At 68.9% G+C, this 16198-nt stretch carries 14 protein-coding genes and 1 pseudogene; 11 read left to right on the top strand and 4 right to left on the bottom strand.

Annotation, left to right across the window (positions count from 1 at the left end; all coding sequences use genetic code 11):
- The 4 genes and pseudogenes from PMI02_RS00750 to PMI02_RS00735 all read right to left on the bottom strand — a co-directional run.
- A pseudogene (locus PMI02_RS00750) lies at positions 1 to 245 on the bottom strand (hydrolase 1, exosortase A system-associated); the annotation flags it as partial.
- Positions 242 to 916, bottom strand: coding sequence for a hypothetical protein (locus tag PMI02_RS00745; RefSeq protein ID WP_007677289.1), 675 nt, complete (start codon positions 914 to 916; stop codon positions 242 to 244). The pseudogene PMI02_RS00750 and the gene PMI02_RS00745, both read right to left, overlap by 4 nt.
- A gap of 52 nt (positions 917 to 968) precedes the next feature.
- Positions 969 to 1229, bottom strand: coding sequence for a phosphopantetheine-binding protein (locus PMI02_RS00740; RefSeq protein ID WP_007677287.1), 261 nt, complete (start codon positions 1227 to 1229; stop codon positions 969 to 971).
- A 49-nt stretch (positions 1230 to 1278) separates the two neighbouring features.
- Positions 1279 to 2334, bottom strand: coding sequence for a GNAT family N-acetyltransferase (locus tag PMI02_RS00735; protein WP_052025396.1), 1056 nt, complete (start codon positions 2332 to 2334; stop codon positions 1279 to 1281).
- On the opposite strand from PMI02_RS00735, the gene PMI02_RS00730 reads away from it, so the two are divergent.
- The 11 genes from PMI02_RS00730 to xrtA all read left to right on the top strand — a co-directional run bounded on the left by PMI02_RS00730 (position 2333) and on the right by xrtA (position 16188).
- Positions 2333 to 3868: an acyl-CoA ligase (AMP-forming), exosortase A system-associated gene (locus PMI02_RS00730; RefSeq protein WP_007677278.1), complete on the top strand. Its 1536-nt coding sequence runs from the start codon at positions 2333 to 2335 to the stop codon at positions 3866 to 3868. The genes PMI02_RS00735 and PMI02_RS00730 overlap by 2 nt on opposite strands.
- Positions 3865 to 5103 (top strand): pyridoxal-dependent decarboxylase, exosortase A system-associated, encoded by a 1239-nt coding sequence (locus tag PMI02_RS00725; RefSeq protein WP_007677276.1) that lies wholly within the window; start codon positions 3865 to 3867, stop codon positions 5101 to 5103. Before PMI02_RS00730 ends, PMI02_RS00725 begins: the two co-directional genes overlap by 4 nt.
- 165 nt (positions 5104 to 5268) lie before the next feature.
- Entirely contained in the window at positions 5269 to 5910 is a 642-nt protein-coding gene (locus PMI02_RS00720) for an XrtA/PEP-CTERM system exopolysaccharide export protein (RefSeq protein WP_007677274.1), read from the top strand.
- Positions 5911 to 5926: 16 nt separating this feature from the next.
- Positions 5927 to 7447, top strand: a complete 1521-nt coding sequence (locus tag PMI02_RS00715) for an XrtA system polysaccharide chain length determinant (protein ID WP_007677273.1) — start codon at positions 5927 to 5929, stop codon at positions 7445 to 7447.
- A 10-nt stretch (positions 7448 to 7457) separates the two neighbouring features.
- Positions 7458 to 8498 carry a capsular polysaccharide biosynthesis protein gene (locus PMI02_RS00710; RefSeq protein ID WP_007677272.1) on the top strand — a complete coding sequence of 347 codons (1041 nt, stop codon included), beginning with the start codon at positions 7458 to 7460 and terminating at the stop codon, positions 8496 to 8498.
- An 8-nt stretch (positions 8499 to 8506) separates the two neighbouring features.
- Positions 8507 to 10210 (top strand): preprotein translocase subunit YajC, encoded by a 1704-nt coding sequence (locus PMI02_RS00705; protein WP_238538930.1) that lies wholly within the window; start codon positions 8507 to 8509, stop codon positions 10208 to 10210.
- Positions 10211 to 10228: 18 nt separating this feature from the next.
- Positions 10229 to 11437: an XrtA/PEP-CTERM system-associated ATPase gene (locus PMI02_RS00700; RefSeq protein ID WP_007677270.1), complete on the top strand. Its 1209-nt coding sequence runs from the start codon at positions 10229 to 10231 to the stop codon at positions 11435 to 11437.
- 15 nt (positions 11438 to 11452) lie between these two features.
- Positions 11453 to 12337, top strand: a complete 885-nt coding sequence (locus tag PMI02_RS00695; protein WP_007677268.1) for an XrtA system polysaccharide deacetylase — start codon at positions 11453 to 11455, stop codon at positions 12335 to 12337.
- Positions 12334 to 13410, top strand: a complete 1077-nt coding sequence (locus PMI02_RS00690; protein WP_007677266.1) for a FemAB family XrtA/PEP-CTERM system-associated protein — start codon at positions 12334 to 12336, stop codon at positions 13408 to 13410. The genes PMI02_RS00695 and PMI02_RS00690 overlap by 4 nt, the downstream gene beginning before the upstream one ends.
- On the top strand, positions 13410 to 14636 hold the full coding sequence (locus PMI02_RS00685) for a TIGR03087 family PEP-CTERM/XrtA system glycosyltransferase (RefSeq protein ID WP_007677265.1): 1227 nt from the start codon (positions 13410 to 13412) through the stop codon (positions 14634 to 14636). Before PMI02_RS00690 ends, PMI02_RS00685 begins: the two co-directional genes overlap by 1 nt.
- The gene (xrtA, locus tag PMI02_RS00680; protein WP_007677264.1) at positions 14626 to 16188 is read left to right on the top strand and encodes an exosortase A; all 1563 of its coding nucleotides are present in this window, start codon (positions 14626 to 14628) and stop codon (positions 16186 to 16188) included. The genes PMI02_RS00685 and xrtA overlap by 11 nt, the downstream gene beginning before the upstream one ends.
- Positions 16189 to 16198 lie beyond the last annotated feature (10 nt).

Below are 16198 nucleotides of genomic sequence, written 5' to 3'. Positions count from 1 at the left end.
GCTGCGGCCGATCGGAAGCCGCCGTTCTCACCTTCGCTGTCGCCCACGCCTCGCCGGTCGAAGCGCAGGACCGGAAATCCCCACGCCGCGATCCTCGCGGCGAAGCGCGCTTGTCCGCTCCAGGCGCCGCTGCGCACTTCGTTGCCGCCCGAGACCAGCAGCAGAGCGGTGCGTCCGGGCGCGGTGTCGAGCGTGGCGACGAGGCGGTCCCCCTCGCACATGAAGGCGAAATGCCGGCGGGTCATGGGGCCAGTTCACCTGCGATGATCGCGGCGAGTGCCTCGGCCTGCGCGGCATTCTCGTCCGGCTCGGCACGAAGCCAGAGGCCGCTGCCGCCGATCTGCTCCTGCGCGATCACCGCAGCATCCGGGTCCGCAGTCATCGGTTCGAAATGACGGTAGAAGTCTGCGCCAAGTGTATAACCTGCCAGCGTTATTCCTTTCGCCAACGCCATCTCGGCCAGGTGCTCGCGGTTCTCCTCGCGCCCGGCCTCTCGCGCGGACAGCATCCGGGCGCGAACCATCTGGCGCAGGATCGAGGCGGCCTTGACTGGCGCATAGTGGAAGGCTGGCAGCCGGTCCGGCGTGAACAGGCAGCCGCCCCGGATCCCAAGCGTGTCGCTGGCGCCGAAGTGCCGGGCGGCGGCGGCCATGGCGTCGAGCCAATCGGTCGGGTCTTGGGCCTCGAGCGGCTGTAGGCTCTCGGTGCAGCCGGGCAGGTCAGGGAGAAAACTGTCGATGCCCGCGTGATCGAGCCTGCGCATGACCTCGACCGTGAAGCGCCGCATCCGGTTGCCCTCGTCGAACAGGGCCGGGACGATCAGCAGGCGCGCCTTGCGACCGGCATCGAACTGCAGCGCGGCTTCCTCGCAGGTGCCGCCGCCGGGGAGCGGGCAGGGCCAGCTCACGGGGTTCATCGCGGGAAGGCCTGCGGAGGGATCACTTGCGAAGGCGTTTCGCAAGCACCCATCAGGCGGCGCGCTTGGCCTCGGCGAAGGCGAGGAGGCCGCCGTAGGTTTCCAGCATCTCGCCATCGATCTCGTCGTCGTCGATCACGATGTCGAGGCGGTCTTCCAGCTCGGTCAGGAGCCCGGCAACGGCCATGGAATCGAGTTCCGGCAGGTGGCCGAACAGGCCGGTCTCGGCACCGAAGGCATCGGCCTGGCCCGGCTTCAGCCCAAGCACGTCCGTCAGTATGCGGCGCAGCAGCAGGTCGGTTTCGTCTGGCATGGGCGGCAGGGTCTCGTGTGGACGGGATGACGTGATTGACGCGGGGCCTCTAGCGGTGCTTCAAGCGCGCGGCAAGGCTGAGCAAGGCTATCTTCGCGAGAACAGGCCAGTTTCGCGCCGCAAGCGGCCGGAATATGTGCAGCCGGTAACGGGGCCGTTGCTGCTCCATCCAGTCGCGCTTGTAGGGATCGTCGCCGGTTCCGAAGTCGATCAGGGAGACGCGATCCGTGTCGATGACATGGCGCATCAATGCGGCGGTCAGCACCGATCCGGGGGACAGGGGCTTAGCGGCCTCGCGGTGCGCGAGCTTGTGGATGAAGGCGGTTCCGCCCTCCACCGTCCACATCTGCGCGGCGATGGCGGGGGCTTCACGGTCAGCGGCGTCGTGGGCCAGCGCGAGGCGCAGGCGTCCGGCGGCGCCCTCTGCCTTGGCGAAGGCGCGCAGGAAATCGGGTGAGCCTTCCTCCGGCTTCCAGCTCTCGGCGTAGATGGATTCGTATTCGGCCCAGGCGGCCGCATCGAAATGCGTGACGATGCGGGTCGTCACCTTTCCCGACTTGCGCTTGAGCGTGGTGCGCAGCTTGCCGGGGCGGGCGGCGAGGTATTCGTCGTAGCTCCGTCCCACGAGGGGGAGGATGTGGTTGGTGTCGCACACCTCGCGGCGGACGAGCCAACCGGCGTTGCGGAACGCGGCTTCGAGCGCGGAGGCACTGCCGTCCTCGTCGGGCAGGCCGGACAGGGTGATCCGGTGCGCGCGCGATGCAAGGTCGCGGGCTAGCGCGTCCAACGGCGCGTCGTCTGCGGACAGAACAGGCCGGAAGCGGAAGGTGTACCAGTTCGACAGGGCATTCAGGTGCCCGGAGTGCCCCGAAAGCGGGAGCACCGCCATGGCATCGCCGGAGCCCTTCGCCACCGCCAGCAGCGGCGCGATCCCGCAATGGGTCGCCAGGGCATCCCACCATGCGAGCCGGTCGAAGGGCGCATGCTGGCAGGCATCGGAGAGCAGCCGCGCCAGCTGGCCATCCGATTGCACTTCCTTAAGATCAGAGTGATAGTCGACCCTTACCAACGTACCCTTACCCCTCGCGGAGCCTTTCCCTGACATGCCGGGCAGTCCCGAAAATCCGATCCTGCCGCTCGACCATCTGGCCTTGCGCGGGGCCGACCATGACGATGCGCTCGTATTGCGTGAAGGCGTGGTTAGCTGGAAGGACTTAAGAACGCGTGTCTCCCGTCTGGCCGCGTGGCTGTCGCGCGAGGTGCCGGAAAAAGGTGCGCGGGTCGCCACCTGGGCGGCGAAGGGCGAGCTGACGTGCCTCATGCCGCTCGCCGCCGCGCGGGCGGGACTGGTGCATGTTCCGGTCAATCCGCTGCTCAAGCACGCACAGGTCGCGCATATCCTTGCCGACAGCGGCGCGGTGCTGCTGATCGGCACTCGGGCCCGGCTAGATACGCTCGGCGCCGCCGACGTTCCCGAAGCCTGCCGCCTGCTGTCCGAGGACGAGGCGCTGGCAACCGTTGCCGAACGCGGCGGCGAGATGCCGCCCTCCGAGGCCGATCCCGACGATCTGGCGGCGATCCTCTACACCAGCGGCTCGACAGGACGGCCCAAGGGCGTGATGCTCAGCCACGCGAACATGTGGCTGGGGGCGGAGAGTGTCGCCGATTACCTCGGCCTCGCGGCGGACGACCGGACGCTGGCAGTGCTGCCGCTCTCGTTCGACTACGGCCAGAACCAGTTGCTCTCGACGTGGTATGCTGGCGGCTGCGTGATCCCGCTCGACTACCTGGTGCCGCGCGACCTGATGAAGGCGGTGGAGCGTCACGCGATCACCACGCTGGCCGCCGTGCCGCCGCTCTGGGTGCAGGTCTGCGAACTCGACTGGCCGGCGGAGACCGCTGCGAAGCTGCGGCGGCTGACCAACAGCGGCGGAGCGTTGACGGTCGATCTCGTGCGGCGCCTGCGCGCCCTTTTCCCGCAGGCGCGACTGTTCCCGATGTACGGCCTGACCGAGGCGTTCCGATCGACATACCTTGACCCGGAGTTGGTGGACACCCATCCGACTTCTATGGGCAAGGCCATTCCTCACGCGGAAATCCTCGTGATCAATGACTTGGGTGAAATAGCTCAGGACGGGGAAGAAGGTGAACTGGTCCACTGCGGGCCGCTCGTCGCGCAAGGGTACTGGCAGGACGCGGAGCGCACCGCCGAGCGTTACAAGCCCGCGCCTGCCGCGTCCCGCTATGGGGGGATCGCGGTGTGGTCGGGCGACCGGGTACGCCGAGGCGCCGACGGGCTGCTCTATTTCGTTGGTCGGCGCGACGCGATGATCAAGAGCGCGGGCAACCGGATCTCGCCTCAGGAGATCGAGGAGGCTGCGCTCGCCACTGGGCTCGTCGCCGAGGCGGTCGCGCTGGGAGTGCCGGACGAGAGGCTCGGGCAGGCGGTGCATCTGGTGGTCAGGGCCATGCCCTCGAGTTCAGATGCCGTGGAAGAACTGCCGCGCAAGCTCATGCAGGAATTGCCGAATTTCATGCAGCCCAAAGTCATTCACTGGCGCGATGCCATGCCGATCGGCCCCAACGGCAAGCTCGACCGCACTGGCCTTGCCGCCGAGATCATGGAGCCGGCGGCATGAAGGCGCTCGGGCCAGTTCCGGCTGGATTTGAGGCGATTGACGGCGTCCTCGCCGTGGCGGGCCGCCCCGTCACGCATTGGGTGGAGGAGGCGGGCGCGACGCCGCTGTTCCTCTACAGCGCCGATCATGTCCGACGCCGGGTAGCCGACCTTCGCGCCGCGCTGCCGGAGCGGGTGGCGCTGCACTATGCGGTCAAGGCCAATCCCTTCCCGCCGCTGCTGGAACTGATGGCGGGGCTGGTCGACGGGTTTGACATCGCGTCGGGCGGGGAACTGGAGATCGTGCGCGGCGCGGGCCTGCCGCTGCGCAAGGTGAGCTTTGCGGGTCCGGGCAAGCGCGACGCCGAACTGGAAGCCGCGATCCGCGCTGGCGTGACGCTCAACCTCGAGTCGGAGGGCGAGGCGGCCCGCGCGATTGCGATCGGTGAGCGTCTCGGCCAACGCCCGCGCCTCGCGGTCCGGGTCAATCCCTCGTTCGACCTCAAGGGCTCGGGCATGAAGATGGGCGGCGGCGCCAAGCCCTTCGGCGTCGATGCCGAGCGGGTGCCCGCGCTGGTGCGCACCGTGATCGACAGCGGGGCCGAGTGGCGCGGCTTCCACATCTTCGCCGGCAGCCAGGCGCTCGACGCCGAGGCCATCGCGGAGACGCAGGGGCAGGCGCTGGCGCTTGCCGCGCAGCTTGCGCAGGAGAGCGGCGCGCCGCTGCCGCACTGCAATCTTGGCGGCGGGCTCGGCATTCCCTATTTCCCGGGCGACACGCCGGTCGACCTCGCTCTGGTCGGCGAACGGCTGGCCGCTCAGATGGCGATGCTGCCCGACGTGCTGCGCGAGACCGAGTTCTGCATCGAACTCGGCCGCTACCTCGTCGGCGAGGCGGGGGTCTATCTCGCCCGCATCGTCGATCGCAAGGTGAGCCACGGGGAGGTGTTCCTCGTCACCGATGGCGGCCTGCATCACCAGCTTGCGGCCTCCGGGAATTTCGGCACGGTGGTCCGGCGCAACTACCCCTCCGCCATCGCCACGCGTTTCGGCGCCGAGGTGGAGGAGGAAGCCTCGATCGTCGGCTGCCTGTGTACGCCGCTCGACAAGCTGGCGGACAAGGGCGGCTTCCCCCGCGCCGACGTGGGCGAACTGATCGCGGTGTTCTGCGCCGGAGCCTACGGCGCCAGCGCCAGCCCGGCGACGTTCCTGGGGCAGGGCCCGGCGCGCGAGATGCTCGTCGAAACCCCGCGTTAACCCTTGAAATCGCTCCGTCCCGTTATGGGACCGGTGCGCGATAAGCCTTGAAGGCTAACGCAATATTCACCCTTTGACCCGATAGCGCATACTGGATTTTGCCAAGGTCCTTCCCCTGCGTGCCCCGCACGCCGGGCGGGGGCAGGCGCAGACAGGAACGTATCGATGCACCGCAGCCGCTTCACCCGACTCCTGGCCGCCTCCGCGCTCGCCAGCGTCGCCCTGACGGGATGCGCCACGACGTCCGGCCCGCAGCTGCCGCCGGCCTCGTTCGTGTCGATGCAGGAGGGCCCTGGCGAGGACTACGTCATCGGCCCGCTCGATCAGCTGACGGTGTTCGTCTGGCGCAACCCAGAACTGGGCGCCAAGGTGCAAGTGCGGCCCGACGGGCGCATCACCACGCCGCTCATCACCGACATGCCGGCCGTGGGCAAGACCCCCGCGATGCTGGCGCAGGACATCCGCCTGCAGCTTTCGCAGTACATCGAGGACCCGCTGGTCTCGGTCATCGTCGACGGGTTCTCCGGCACTTTCAGCCAGCAGATCCGCATCGTCGGGGCCACCGAGAAGCCGGCGTCGATCCCGTACCGCGCGAACATGACCGTGCTCGACGCGATGATCGCGGTGGGCGGGCTTTCCGAATATGCCGCCGGCAATAAGGCGCGCCTCATCCGCTTCGACAAGGCCAGCGGCACCCAGAAGGAATACGACCTGAAGCTTGGCGACCTGCTCAAGAAGGGCGACAGCAAGGCCAACGTGATGCTCAGCCCCGGGGACGTGATCATCATCCCCGAGAGCATGTTCTAAGCGGCGGACGGACAGCATGGATTCGCTCTACGAACAGGTACTCAGCGCGCTGCACAGCGTCTGGCATCGCCGCTGGATCGCGCTGGCCGCCGCATGGGCGATCTGCATCGCCGGCTGGCTGGTGGTCGCGCTGATCCCCAACACCTACGAATCGCGCGCGCGCATCTTCATCCAGCTGGATGACGCGCTGGCCGAGCAGGTGGGCATCGGAGTCGCCGACAAGAAACGCGATATCGAGCGTATCCGCCAGACGCTGACCGCCGCCGTCAATCTCGAGAAGGTCGTCCGCTCGACGCGGCTGGGCGACACGATCGAGAACCCCAAGCAGATGGAAGCCGCGGTCCTCAAGCTCGGCAACAACGTCAAGGTGGTGAGCCAGGAGGACAACCTCTTCGAGATCACCGCCACCGCCAACGACAGCTCCTTCTCCAATGCCGAAAACGCCAAGCTGGCGCAGAGCGTCGCGCAGAAGATGATCGACATCTTCCGAGAGGAAAACCTCTCGGGCAGCCGCGGCGACATGGTCGAGACGCTGGCTTTCGTGAATCAGCAGCTCGAGAACCGTGAGCGCGAGCTGGAATCAGCCGAGAGCAAGCGCACCGCCTTCGAGGCCCGGCATCCCGAACTGGCGCTCGGCGGCGCCGCCATGGTCCAGCGCCTCGAAGCCTCCCGCACCAGCGTCCGCGACATCGAGGCCGACCTCTCCGCCGCGCAGAGCGCGCTCGCCGCGATCGACGGGCAGCTCGCGGGAACTCCGCGCACCATCGCCGGGGTCGCCGACGGCGGTCCGCAGTCGGCGCTGGCCCGGGCGCAGGCCGAGCTTTCGGCAATGCGCGGACGCGGGCTCACCGAGAACCATCCCGACGTAATCGCCGCCCGCAACCAGGTGGCCGCGCTCAAGGGCCCGGCGGCGCAGGAAGCGGCCAGCGGCGGCGGCACCCTCAACCCTGCCTACAGCTCGCTCCAGTCGATCCGGGCCGAGCGTCAGGCCAATGTCCAGGCGTTGCAGTCCCGCAAGGCGGCCCTCCAGTCGGACATCGCCTCGCTGACGGCGTCGTCGATCCAGGACCCCGAGCTGGCCACCGAGGCCACCCGCATCAACCGCGACTACGACGTGCTCCGCCAGCAGTACGACAAGCTCCTGCAGGACCGCGAGGAACTGCGCCTGCGCGGCGAAGTGAAGACCGAGCGCGAGGCGGTGAAGTTCGAAGTCGTCGACCCGCCGACGACTCCGCGCTCGCCGGTCGCGCCGAACCGCCCGCTCCTGCTGCTCGGCGTGCTCATCGTCGGTCTTGCCGGCGGCTGCGCGGCGGCCTTCGCGCTGAGCCGCGTGCGCTCGGTGTTCGCCACGACTGCCGGTCTCGAGCGGGCGACGGGCCTTCCGGTCCTCGGCGCGATCTCGCAGAGCCTGACGGACGGCGCCCGCGCGCTGCGCCGCAAGCGGCTGAAGTACTTCTACGCAAGCTGCGCGGCCCTTGGCGGTCTGTTGGTGGTGCTGCTCGCCGCCGAGTTCATCCAGCGCGGCATGGTGGCCTGAGGGAATCGACATGACCGACCATCGCAAGATCCCCGTGCCCAGGCAGGGCGACAACGAGACTCCGGGCGAATCGCTGTTCGAGCGCGCCGCCGGCCGGTTCGACTTCAGCAGCTTCGCGTCCCCGCCGATCCCGGTTTCGGCCGAGGCGCCTGTGCGCCGCGTTCCTGCGAAGCCGGTGGAAGCTCCGGTCGCGGCTCCCATTCCGGCTCCGGTTGCGGCGCCGATAGCCCCTCCAGTCGCAGAGGCGGCTGCGCCCACTCCGCCCGCAGCCCCCGAACCCGCCGCCGAGCCGTTCTTCTCTCCCGCCGTGTTCAGCGGCGAACACCTTCCGGTAGACCGCGAGCACTTGCGCGGACAGGGGCTGATCGTGCCCGAGGGCACCGTCACCGAGCTTCTCGAGGAGTTCCGCATCGTCAAGCGCCAGCTGCTGCTGCAGTCGGCGGACCTGCGGCGTCAGAAAGCCGGGCCGATGGCCCAGCGCATCCTCATCGGATCGCCGCATTCGGGCGAGGGCAAGACGTACTGCGCGCTCAACCTCGCGCTTTCGATCGCGGCGGAGAAGGAGAGCGAAGTGCTCCTCGTCGATGCCGACTTCGCCAAGCCCTCGATCCTCTCCGCGCTCGGCCTGCCGGGCGGTCCGGGTCTGATGGACGCGCTCATGGACGAGACGATCGACGTGGCCGACTGCGTGCTCGGCACCGACATCCCGGGGCTTTGGGTACTGCCTGCGGGCGACACCACCAGCGCCGACAGCGAATATCTCTCCAGCTCGCGCACCGGCCGCGTGCTCGACCGGCTGACGCAGGGCGCGCCGCACCGCGTGGTGATTTTCGATTCGCCTCCCGCGCTGGCGGCCTCCCCGGCGGCGGAACTGGCCAAGTACGTGGGGCAGACAGTGGTGATCGTGCGGGCCGACAAGACCGGGCGCGGCGCGCTCGACGATGCGATCTCGCTGCTCGGCGCCTGCCCGAATGTCCAGCTGCTGCTGAACGCGGCGCAGTTCAGTCCGAGCGGCCGACGCTTCGGCACTTACTACGGATACAAGGGATGAAGGGGCGCATGAAACAGGCATCGGGCCTGACGCTTGGCGCGGTTTTCGCATTGGCGTTGCCGGCGGCGGGCCATGCGCAATCGATCGGCTACGAAGGCATGAGCGGCGGCCAGGAGTCCTCGGCGCCTGCCACCGGCAAGCCGGAGCGGCAGAGCAAGCGCGCGGGCAGGGGCCAGGGCGGCAAGCGGGTCGAAGTCGTGCCCTACATCGAGGTCGACCAGATCGTCACCGCCGAGCTTTCGCCCGGCAACGACGTGATGACCTACACCCAGGCGGCGGTGGGCGTCGACGCGGCGATCTATGGCCGCAACAACGGCGCCTCGGCCTCGGTACGCTACGAGCGCCAGTTCGGCTGGGGCAAACGCGCTTCCGACGGCGACGCGATCAGCGGCCTCGTGCGCGGCTACACCACGATCGTCCCCGGCGTGACCCTGGAGGCGGGCGGGCTCGCCACGCAGGTCGACGTCGAGAACGGCGGCCAGGCGCTGGGACCGGGACAGGTCTCGGACGACACCAAGACCAACATCTATTCGGTCTACGGCGGCCCTTCGGTGGTGACGCGCGCCGGCGACCTCGACGTTTCGGCGAACTACCGGGCGGGCTTCACCAAGGTCGACCAGTCGAGCACGGCGCGGGAGAGCGGAAACACCGCCCAGTTGTTCGACAAGAGCGTCAGCCAGGTCGCCGACGTCGAGGCCGGTTTCGCGCCGGGAACAGTGCTCCCGGTAGGCGTGGGTGTCGGCGGCAGTTTCTATCAGGAAGACATCTCCAACCTCGACCAGCGCGTGCGCGACATGCAGGCGCGCGCGCTGGTGACGGTGCCGGTCAGCCGCACCGTCCAGGCGGTCGGCGCGATCGGCTACGAAGACGTCGAGATTTCCAGCCGCGACGCTCTGCGCGATGCCAATGGCCTGCCGGTGATCGGGTCGGACGGCCGCTACGTCACCGACAAGTCGGCCCCGCGCCAGCTGGCCTACGACGTCAGCGGGCTGATCTGGGACGTCGCGGTCATGTGGCGCCCGAGTCGTCGCACCTCGCTCTCGGCCCACATCGGGCGGCGCTATGGCACCACCAGCTTCGGCGGCACCCTGGCCTATGCGCCCAACGACCGCAGCAACCTGAGCGTATCGGTCTACGACAACGTCGCCGGTTTCGGCGGCCAGCTCAACCGCACGCTCGACCAGCTGCCCGACGATTTCCAGGTCGTGCGCGATCCGATCACGGGCGACCTGCGCGGCTGCGTCGCCTCGCTCGACGGCGGCAACTGCCTGTCCGGCGCGCTGGGCTCGGTCCGCTCGGCGACCTTCCGCGCGCGCGGCATCTCGGCGAGCTATTCGATGCAGGTAGGTCGCCTCAATGCCGGGCTAGGTGTCGGCTACGACCGGCGTAAGTACATCGCCGCACAGGACACTGTGCTGGGGGCATCGGACGGCGTGATCGACGAAAACACCTGGCTTGCCGCCTATGTCGGCGGTCCGCTGGGCCCCGTCGCCGGATGGTCCGCCAACGTCTACGCCAACTGGTTGAGCACCAACGACCCCCTTGCGGCCGACAGCACTGGCTATGGCGCATCGGCCAGCTATTATCGCATGTTCACGCCCAAGCTGCGCGGGACTCTCGCGGTCGGCCTCGACGGCGTCACCCGCGACGACCCGTCGATCGACGACCTGTGGAGCGCTTCCGCACTCGCCGGCCTGCGCTACAGCTTCTGAGTTCGAAAGGAACAACCGATGTTCGATGATTTCTACGGGCTCGAAGCCAGGCCCTTCCAGCTCACCCCCGACCCGGCGTTCTATTTCGAGAGCCTGACGCACCGCAAGGCGCTGTCGTATCTCGGCTATGGCCTCGCCCAGGGCGAGGGCTTCGTGGTCGTCACCGGCGAGGTCGGCGCGGGCAAGTCCACGCTGGTCGCCTACCTGATGGCGACGATCGACCCGCAGCGGATGACCGCCGCCAACGTGGTGACCAGCGCGCTCGACGGCGAGGAGATCGTCCATGTCGTCGCCCAGTCTTTCGGCATCCCCGTCGCGGGCCACGACAAGGCTTCGGCGCTCGGCGCGATCGAGGCGTTCTTCCATGACGAGGCGCGCGCCGGACGGCGCTGCCTGCTGATCGTCGACGAGGCGCAGAACCTCTCGATCAGCGCGCTGGAGGAGCTGCGCATGCTCTCCAACTTCCAGCTCGGCTCGCACCCGCTGCTGCAGACGCTGCTGCTGGGCCAGCCGGAATTCCGCCAGACCTTGCTGGAGAGCGACCAGCTGGAGCAGCTGCGCCAGCGCGTGATTGCGACGCATCACCTCGGCGCGATGCAGCCCAAGGAAATCCAGCCCTATATCGAGCACCGGCTGACCTGCGTGGGCTGGACCGGCAACCCGAGCTTCGACCCCCAAGTCTTCGCCGACCTGCACGAGGCCACCAGCGGCATTCCGCGCCGGATCAACCAGATCGTCAACCGCCTGCTGCTGCTGGGTACGGTCGACCAGCGCGAGCACATCGACGCTGCCATGCTGGCGCAGGTCCTGGGCGAGATGAGCGACGACGGCGCGCTCGGCGTGGTCACCCCGCAGCCCGAGGTCGCGGCACCGGCGGAGCAGGCCGCTCCTCTGGCCGCTCCGGTCGCCGCCGTTCCGTCGGACGCGATCAACGCCGCCGCCGCCGTGGCGCTCATCGAGGCCGCTCTTGCCGACCGCGATGCGCAGATCGTCGAGCTTCAGTCCGCCGTCGTCGAACTCGCCGCTGCCGCCGAATCGCGCGACGAGGTCGTCGACACCGGCGACGCCGAGGCGATCGCCGCGCTCCAGGCCGAGCTGGCGCAGGCCGCCGCGCGCACCGAGAAGCTCGAGGCCCGCCTCGACGAGCAGGCCCGCACGCTGCGCCACACGCTCACCATGCTGATCGAGTGGATCGAGAGCGGCGACGGCCAGCGTAGCGCCGCCTGAGCGGAGCCTGAGGCCATGCGCGGCAGCGAACAGATCAACGGCCTCTCGGTCGACGTCGAGGACTGGTTCCAGGTCGGTGCCTTCGAGAAGGTGATCGACCGGGACGACTGGAACGGGCTCGTCGCCCGCGTCGAGCGCAACTGCGACGAAATCCTCCAGCTGTTCGACGACGCGGGGGTGAAGGGCACGTTCTTCACGCTCGGCTGGGTGGCCGAGCGTCACCACGCGCTGATGCGCCGCATTGCCGCGCAGGGCCACGAGATCGCCAGCCACGGGTGGGACCACCAGCGTGTCTTCCGCCTCGGACGCACCAACTTCGCGGCCGACATCGCCCGCGCCCGCAAAGTGATCGAGGATGCTTCTGGCCAGACCGTCACCGGCTACCGCGCGCCCAGTTTCTCGATCGATGCGCGCACCCCCTGGGCCTTTGAGGTGCTGGCCGAGCAGGGCTACTCCTATAGCTCCAGCGTCGCGCCGATCGCGCACGACCATTACGGCTGGCGGGAGGCCCCGCGCTTCGCGTTCAAGCCCGTTCCCGGCAGCGACCTAGTCGAAATCCCGGTCACCACCGCGCAGTTCGCCGGTCGCCGGCTGGCGGCGGGCGGCGGCGGGTTCTTCCGCGTGTTGCCCTACCAGTTCTCGCGCTGGGCGATCCGGCAGGTCAACCGCGAGGACGAGCGTCCGGCGGTGTTCTACTTCCATCCCTGGGAGATCGACCCCGGCCAGCCGCGCGTGGAGGGCGCCTCGATGCGCTCGCGCCTGCGCCACTACACGAACCTTGCCGTCATGGGGGACAAGCTCGCCCGGCTGGTCGGCGAGTTCCGCTGGGGCCGTATGGATGAACTCGCCGCGCGCGAGGCTGGCCGTGCCGAGCCGCTACCCACGGCGCTCGCCGCATGAACGCGCCTTTCGTGCCCGCTGTCACTCAGGTCCGCATGGTCGATCTCGGCGACGCGAACGAGGTCGCGCGGCTCGAGGGCTTCGTCCTGCGCCATCCGCTGGGGACGCCGTTCCACCGTCCGGCCTGGTTCGTCTCTGTCGCCCGCGCAACGGGTAACGAGGCCTATGCGCTGGTGCAGGAACGCGCCAGCGAGATCGTCGCGCTGCTGCCGCTCGACGTCATCCATTCCGCTGTGTTCGGGCGCCTGCTCGCCTCCACCGGCTTCGCGGTCGGCGGCGGATTGCTGACGACGGGCGAGGCCGAGCCCGAGGCGATCTTCGCCGCCGTGGAGGAACTGGCCCGGCGGCTGTCCTGCCCATCGATCGAACTGCGCGGCGGCGTGCTGCCGCACCAGGGCGAGGGCTGGGCGCTCAAGACCGAATCGCATGCGAACTTCGCCCGGCCCCTCGCAGCCGACGACGAGGCGCAGCTCGTGGATATTCCCCGCAAGCAACGCGCCGAAGTGCGGCGTTCTCTGGGCATTGACCTGACGATCGACATCGGCACGTCCGAAGCCGACCGCGCCGCGCATTACGCGGTGTTCTGCGAGAGCTATCGCAACCTCGGCACCCCGGTCTTCCCGCGCGCGCTGCTCGACGCGGTGGTGGACGACTTCGGCGCCGACGCCGATATCCTGACAGTGCGCCACGAGGGTAGACCCGTCGCCAGCGTCATAAGCGTGTACCACCAAGGCGCCGTCATGCCCTACTGGGGCGGCGGCACCTGGGACGCGCGGCGCCTGCGCGCGAACGATCGCATGTACTACGAACTCATGCTTCACGCCCGCCGGCGCGGCTGCACCACGTTCGACTTCGGCCGATCCAAGTCCATGAGCGGCGCCTACCACTTCAAGCGCAACTGGGGTTTCGAGCCCGAGCCGCTGACTTACGCCACCTGGACCCAGCCCGGCACCGCCGCGCGCGAGGCCGACCCGACCAGTTCCAAGCTCTCGCTTCAGATCAAGGTCTGGCAGCGCCTGCCGCTCGGCCTCGCCAACCGCCTTGGCCCGCTGATCGCCCGCGGGATCGGCTGATGGGCGAAATCCTGTTCATCTCGCACCGCATCCCGTTCCCACCGGATCGCGGCGACAAGATCCGCTCGCACCACGTGCTCAAAGCGCTGGCAGAGATAGCGCCGGTCCACGTCGCCACATTTGCCGATGACGAGCGCGACGAGCACTTCGAGCCCGACCTTGCCCGGCTCGCGGCCAGCTACCGCCTCGTCCACCGCCGCAAGCCGCTCGCGGTAGCGGGCGGGCAGGCGCTGGCGAGCGGCCGCCCGCTGAGCCTGGCCGCCTTTCATGACGCTCGCCTTGAAGCCTACGTGCGCGACGTGCTGGCCCAGCGGCCGATCGAGGCGATCTACGTCTTCTCCGGCCAGATGGCGCAGTACGTGCCCGAGGACTTCCAGGGCCGCGTGGTCGCCGACCTTGTCGACGTCGATTCGGCCAAGTTCGAAGCCTATGCCGCCAAGGGACGCGGTTTCCGATCGTTGATGGAGAAGCGCGAAGCCCGCCTCATGCGGGCCGAGGAAGCGCGGATCTGCGCCGCCGCCGACGTCAGCCTGCTGGTCAGCTGCGCCGAGGTCGAACTGCTGCGCTCGCGCCTGCCTGATAGCTCGGCGAGGGTGCAGGCGATGGGCAATGGACTGGACTCGGTGTTCTTCGACCCCGCCTCGGTCTCGCCGGAGACGCGCATGCTGGACCACGGAGGCCCGCGTATCATCTTCACCGGCCAGATGGACTATGCTCCCAACATTGAGGCAGCGACGCGGGCGATCGAGCGGATTCTGCCGCTGGTGCGCGAGGTCTGCCCTGATGCCAGCCTCCACATCGTCGGCCGCAACCCCGCGCCCGCGCTCATGGCGCGCAGCGGCCGGGACGGCGTGATGGTCTGGGGCAGGGTGGACGATATCCGCCCCTGGCTCGCCGCCGCCGACATGGCACTGGTTCCGCTGGAGATCGCGCGGGGCGTACAGAACAAGGTGCTGGAGGCCATGGCGATGGCGCTTCCGGTCGTGCTCTCACCGGGCGCCGCCACCGGCATCGACGCGCTCGACGGGCAGGAATTCGCCGTGCGTGAAAGCGACGCCGCGATGGCGCAGGCGCTGCTCGACCTTGGCCGCGCGCCCGACCTCGCCAAGGCAATGGGCGATTGCGCGCGCAAATGGATCGTCGATCATGGCAGCTGGGCTGCGGCCCTGTCGCGCTTGCCGGACTACATGGGCGTCCGGAGCGAGTGCCCCGCCGATGCAGCCTGACGTGACCGCGATTGCCGCCGCTCCCGGCCGCCGCTGGCGCGCGCTGGCGCCCGCGTGGCAGTCTTCGATCATTCGCCTCGGCGCTGCGTGGGCTGTGTTGTTTGCCGCCTTCTTCGGCGACTGGGCGGCGATGGCGGGCCAATGGTGGGACATTTCCACCTACAACCACATCCTGCTGATCCCGCCGATCATCGGCTGGCTCGTCTGGCAGCGCTGGCCGGAACTCCAGCGCTTGACGCCGGTCGCGTGGTGGCCGGGACTGGTGCTTCTTGCCGGCGCCGCGTTCCTCTGGCTGCTGGGGGCGATCTCGGGCCTCGATCTGGCGCGGCAGGCCGGAGCGGTGGCCATGCTCGGTGCCTGCGTGCCGCTGCTCTTGGGGCCGCGGGTGAGCATGGGCCTGGTGTTTCCGCTCTGCTACCTGGTCTTCCTGGTCCCGGTCGGCGAGGAACTCGTCAAGCCCCTGCAGACCGTAACCGCCGACATCACGATCGCGCTCACCCACCTGAGCGGCATCCCCGCCGAGATCGACGGCGTCTTCATAGACACGCCCGCCGGGCTCTTCGAAGTCGCCGAGGCCTGTTCGGGCGTGAAATTCCTGATCGCGATGGTCGCTTTCGGCGTCCTCGCGGCGAACGTCTGCTTCCTGAGGCTGACGCGCCGGGCGGCGATGCTAGCCGCCTGCGTGGCGGTGCCGATCCTCGCCAACGGAGTGCGCGCATGGGGCACGATCTACGCCGCACAGATATTCGGCATCGAGGCGGCCGCCGGGTTCGACCATATCGTCTATGGCTGGTTCTTCTTCGCGATCGTCCTCGCACTGGTGATCGCAGGCGCGTGGCGGTTCTTCGACCGCCCCATAAATGCCCCGATGATCGACGCCGACGCGATCGGCCGAGCACGCTGGCTCGGCAGGCTGGAGGCGTCTGATTTCTCCGCAAAAGCCGCGCTGGCTGGATTCGCGCTCGTGCTCTGCGCCGCGTGGGGGTGGGCGCTGGTGGCCGACAGGCTGGAAGCGCCGATGCCTGAGCGCATCGACCTGCCTTCCGTCCCCGGCTGGACGCGGGTCGACTACACTCCTTCCATCTGGTGGGAACCGCGGGCTGAAGGAGCCGACCACCGCCTGCTCGGCCGCTACCGCGACGCCCATGGCCATGTGGTCGACGTCTTCGTTGCGCTCTACGCCAGCCAGGGTGAAGGCCGGGAGGCAGGTGGCTTCGGCCAGGGCGCGCTGATGCCGCGCAGTCCGTGGTCGTGGCAATCGCCGGGCCCGGCGATGGGCGATGGCGCCAGCGACCGCCTGCTCGGCGACGGCAAGGTCGAGCGTGTCGCGGTGACGTGGTACCGCAGCGGCGAGCTTCTCTCAGGCAGCAACGCCCGCCTCAAGCTGGCGGTCATTCGCGACCACCTTCTGCTGCGAGCAAGGCCGACGGCCACGCTGATCCTCTCGGCGGAGGATGCGCCGCGTGGGACGGCCGGGCAGGCCATCGCGGCATTCCGCGCGTCCACCGGTCCGCTCGAATCGTGGGTGGACCGCGTGATGCAGGTCAGGTAGCGCACCCCGC

Source organism: Novosphingobium sp. AP12 (genome assembly GCF_000281975.1).
Taxonomy (GTDB): Bacteria; Pseudomonadota; Alphaproteobacteria; order Sphingomonadales; family Sphingomonadaceae; genus Novosphingobium.
Note: the sequence above shows the minus strand (reverse complement) of the source record. Positions and strands in the feature narration are given on the sequence as shown.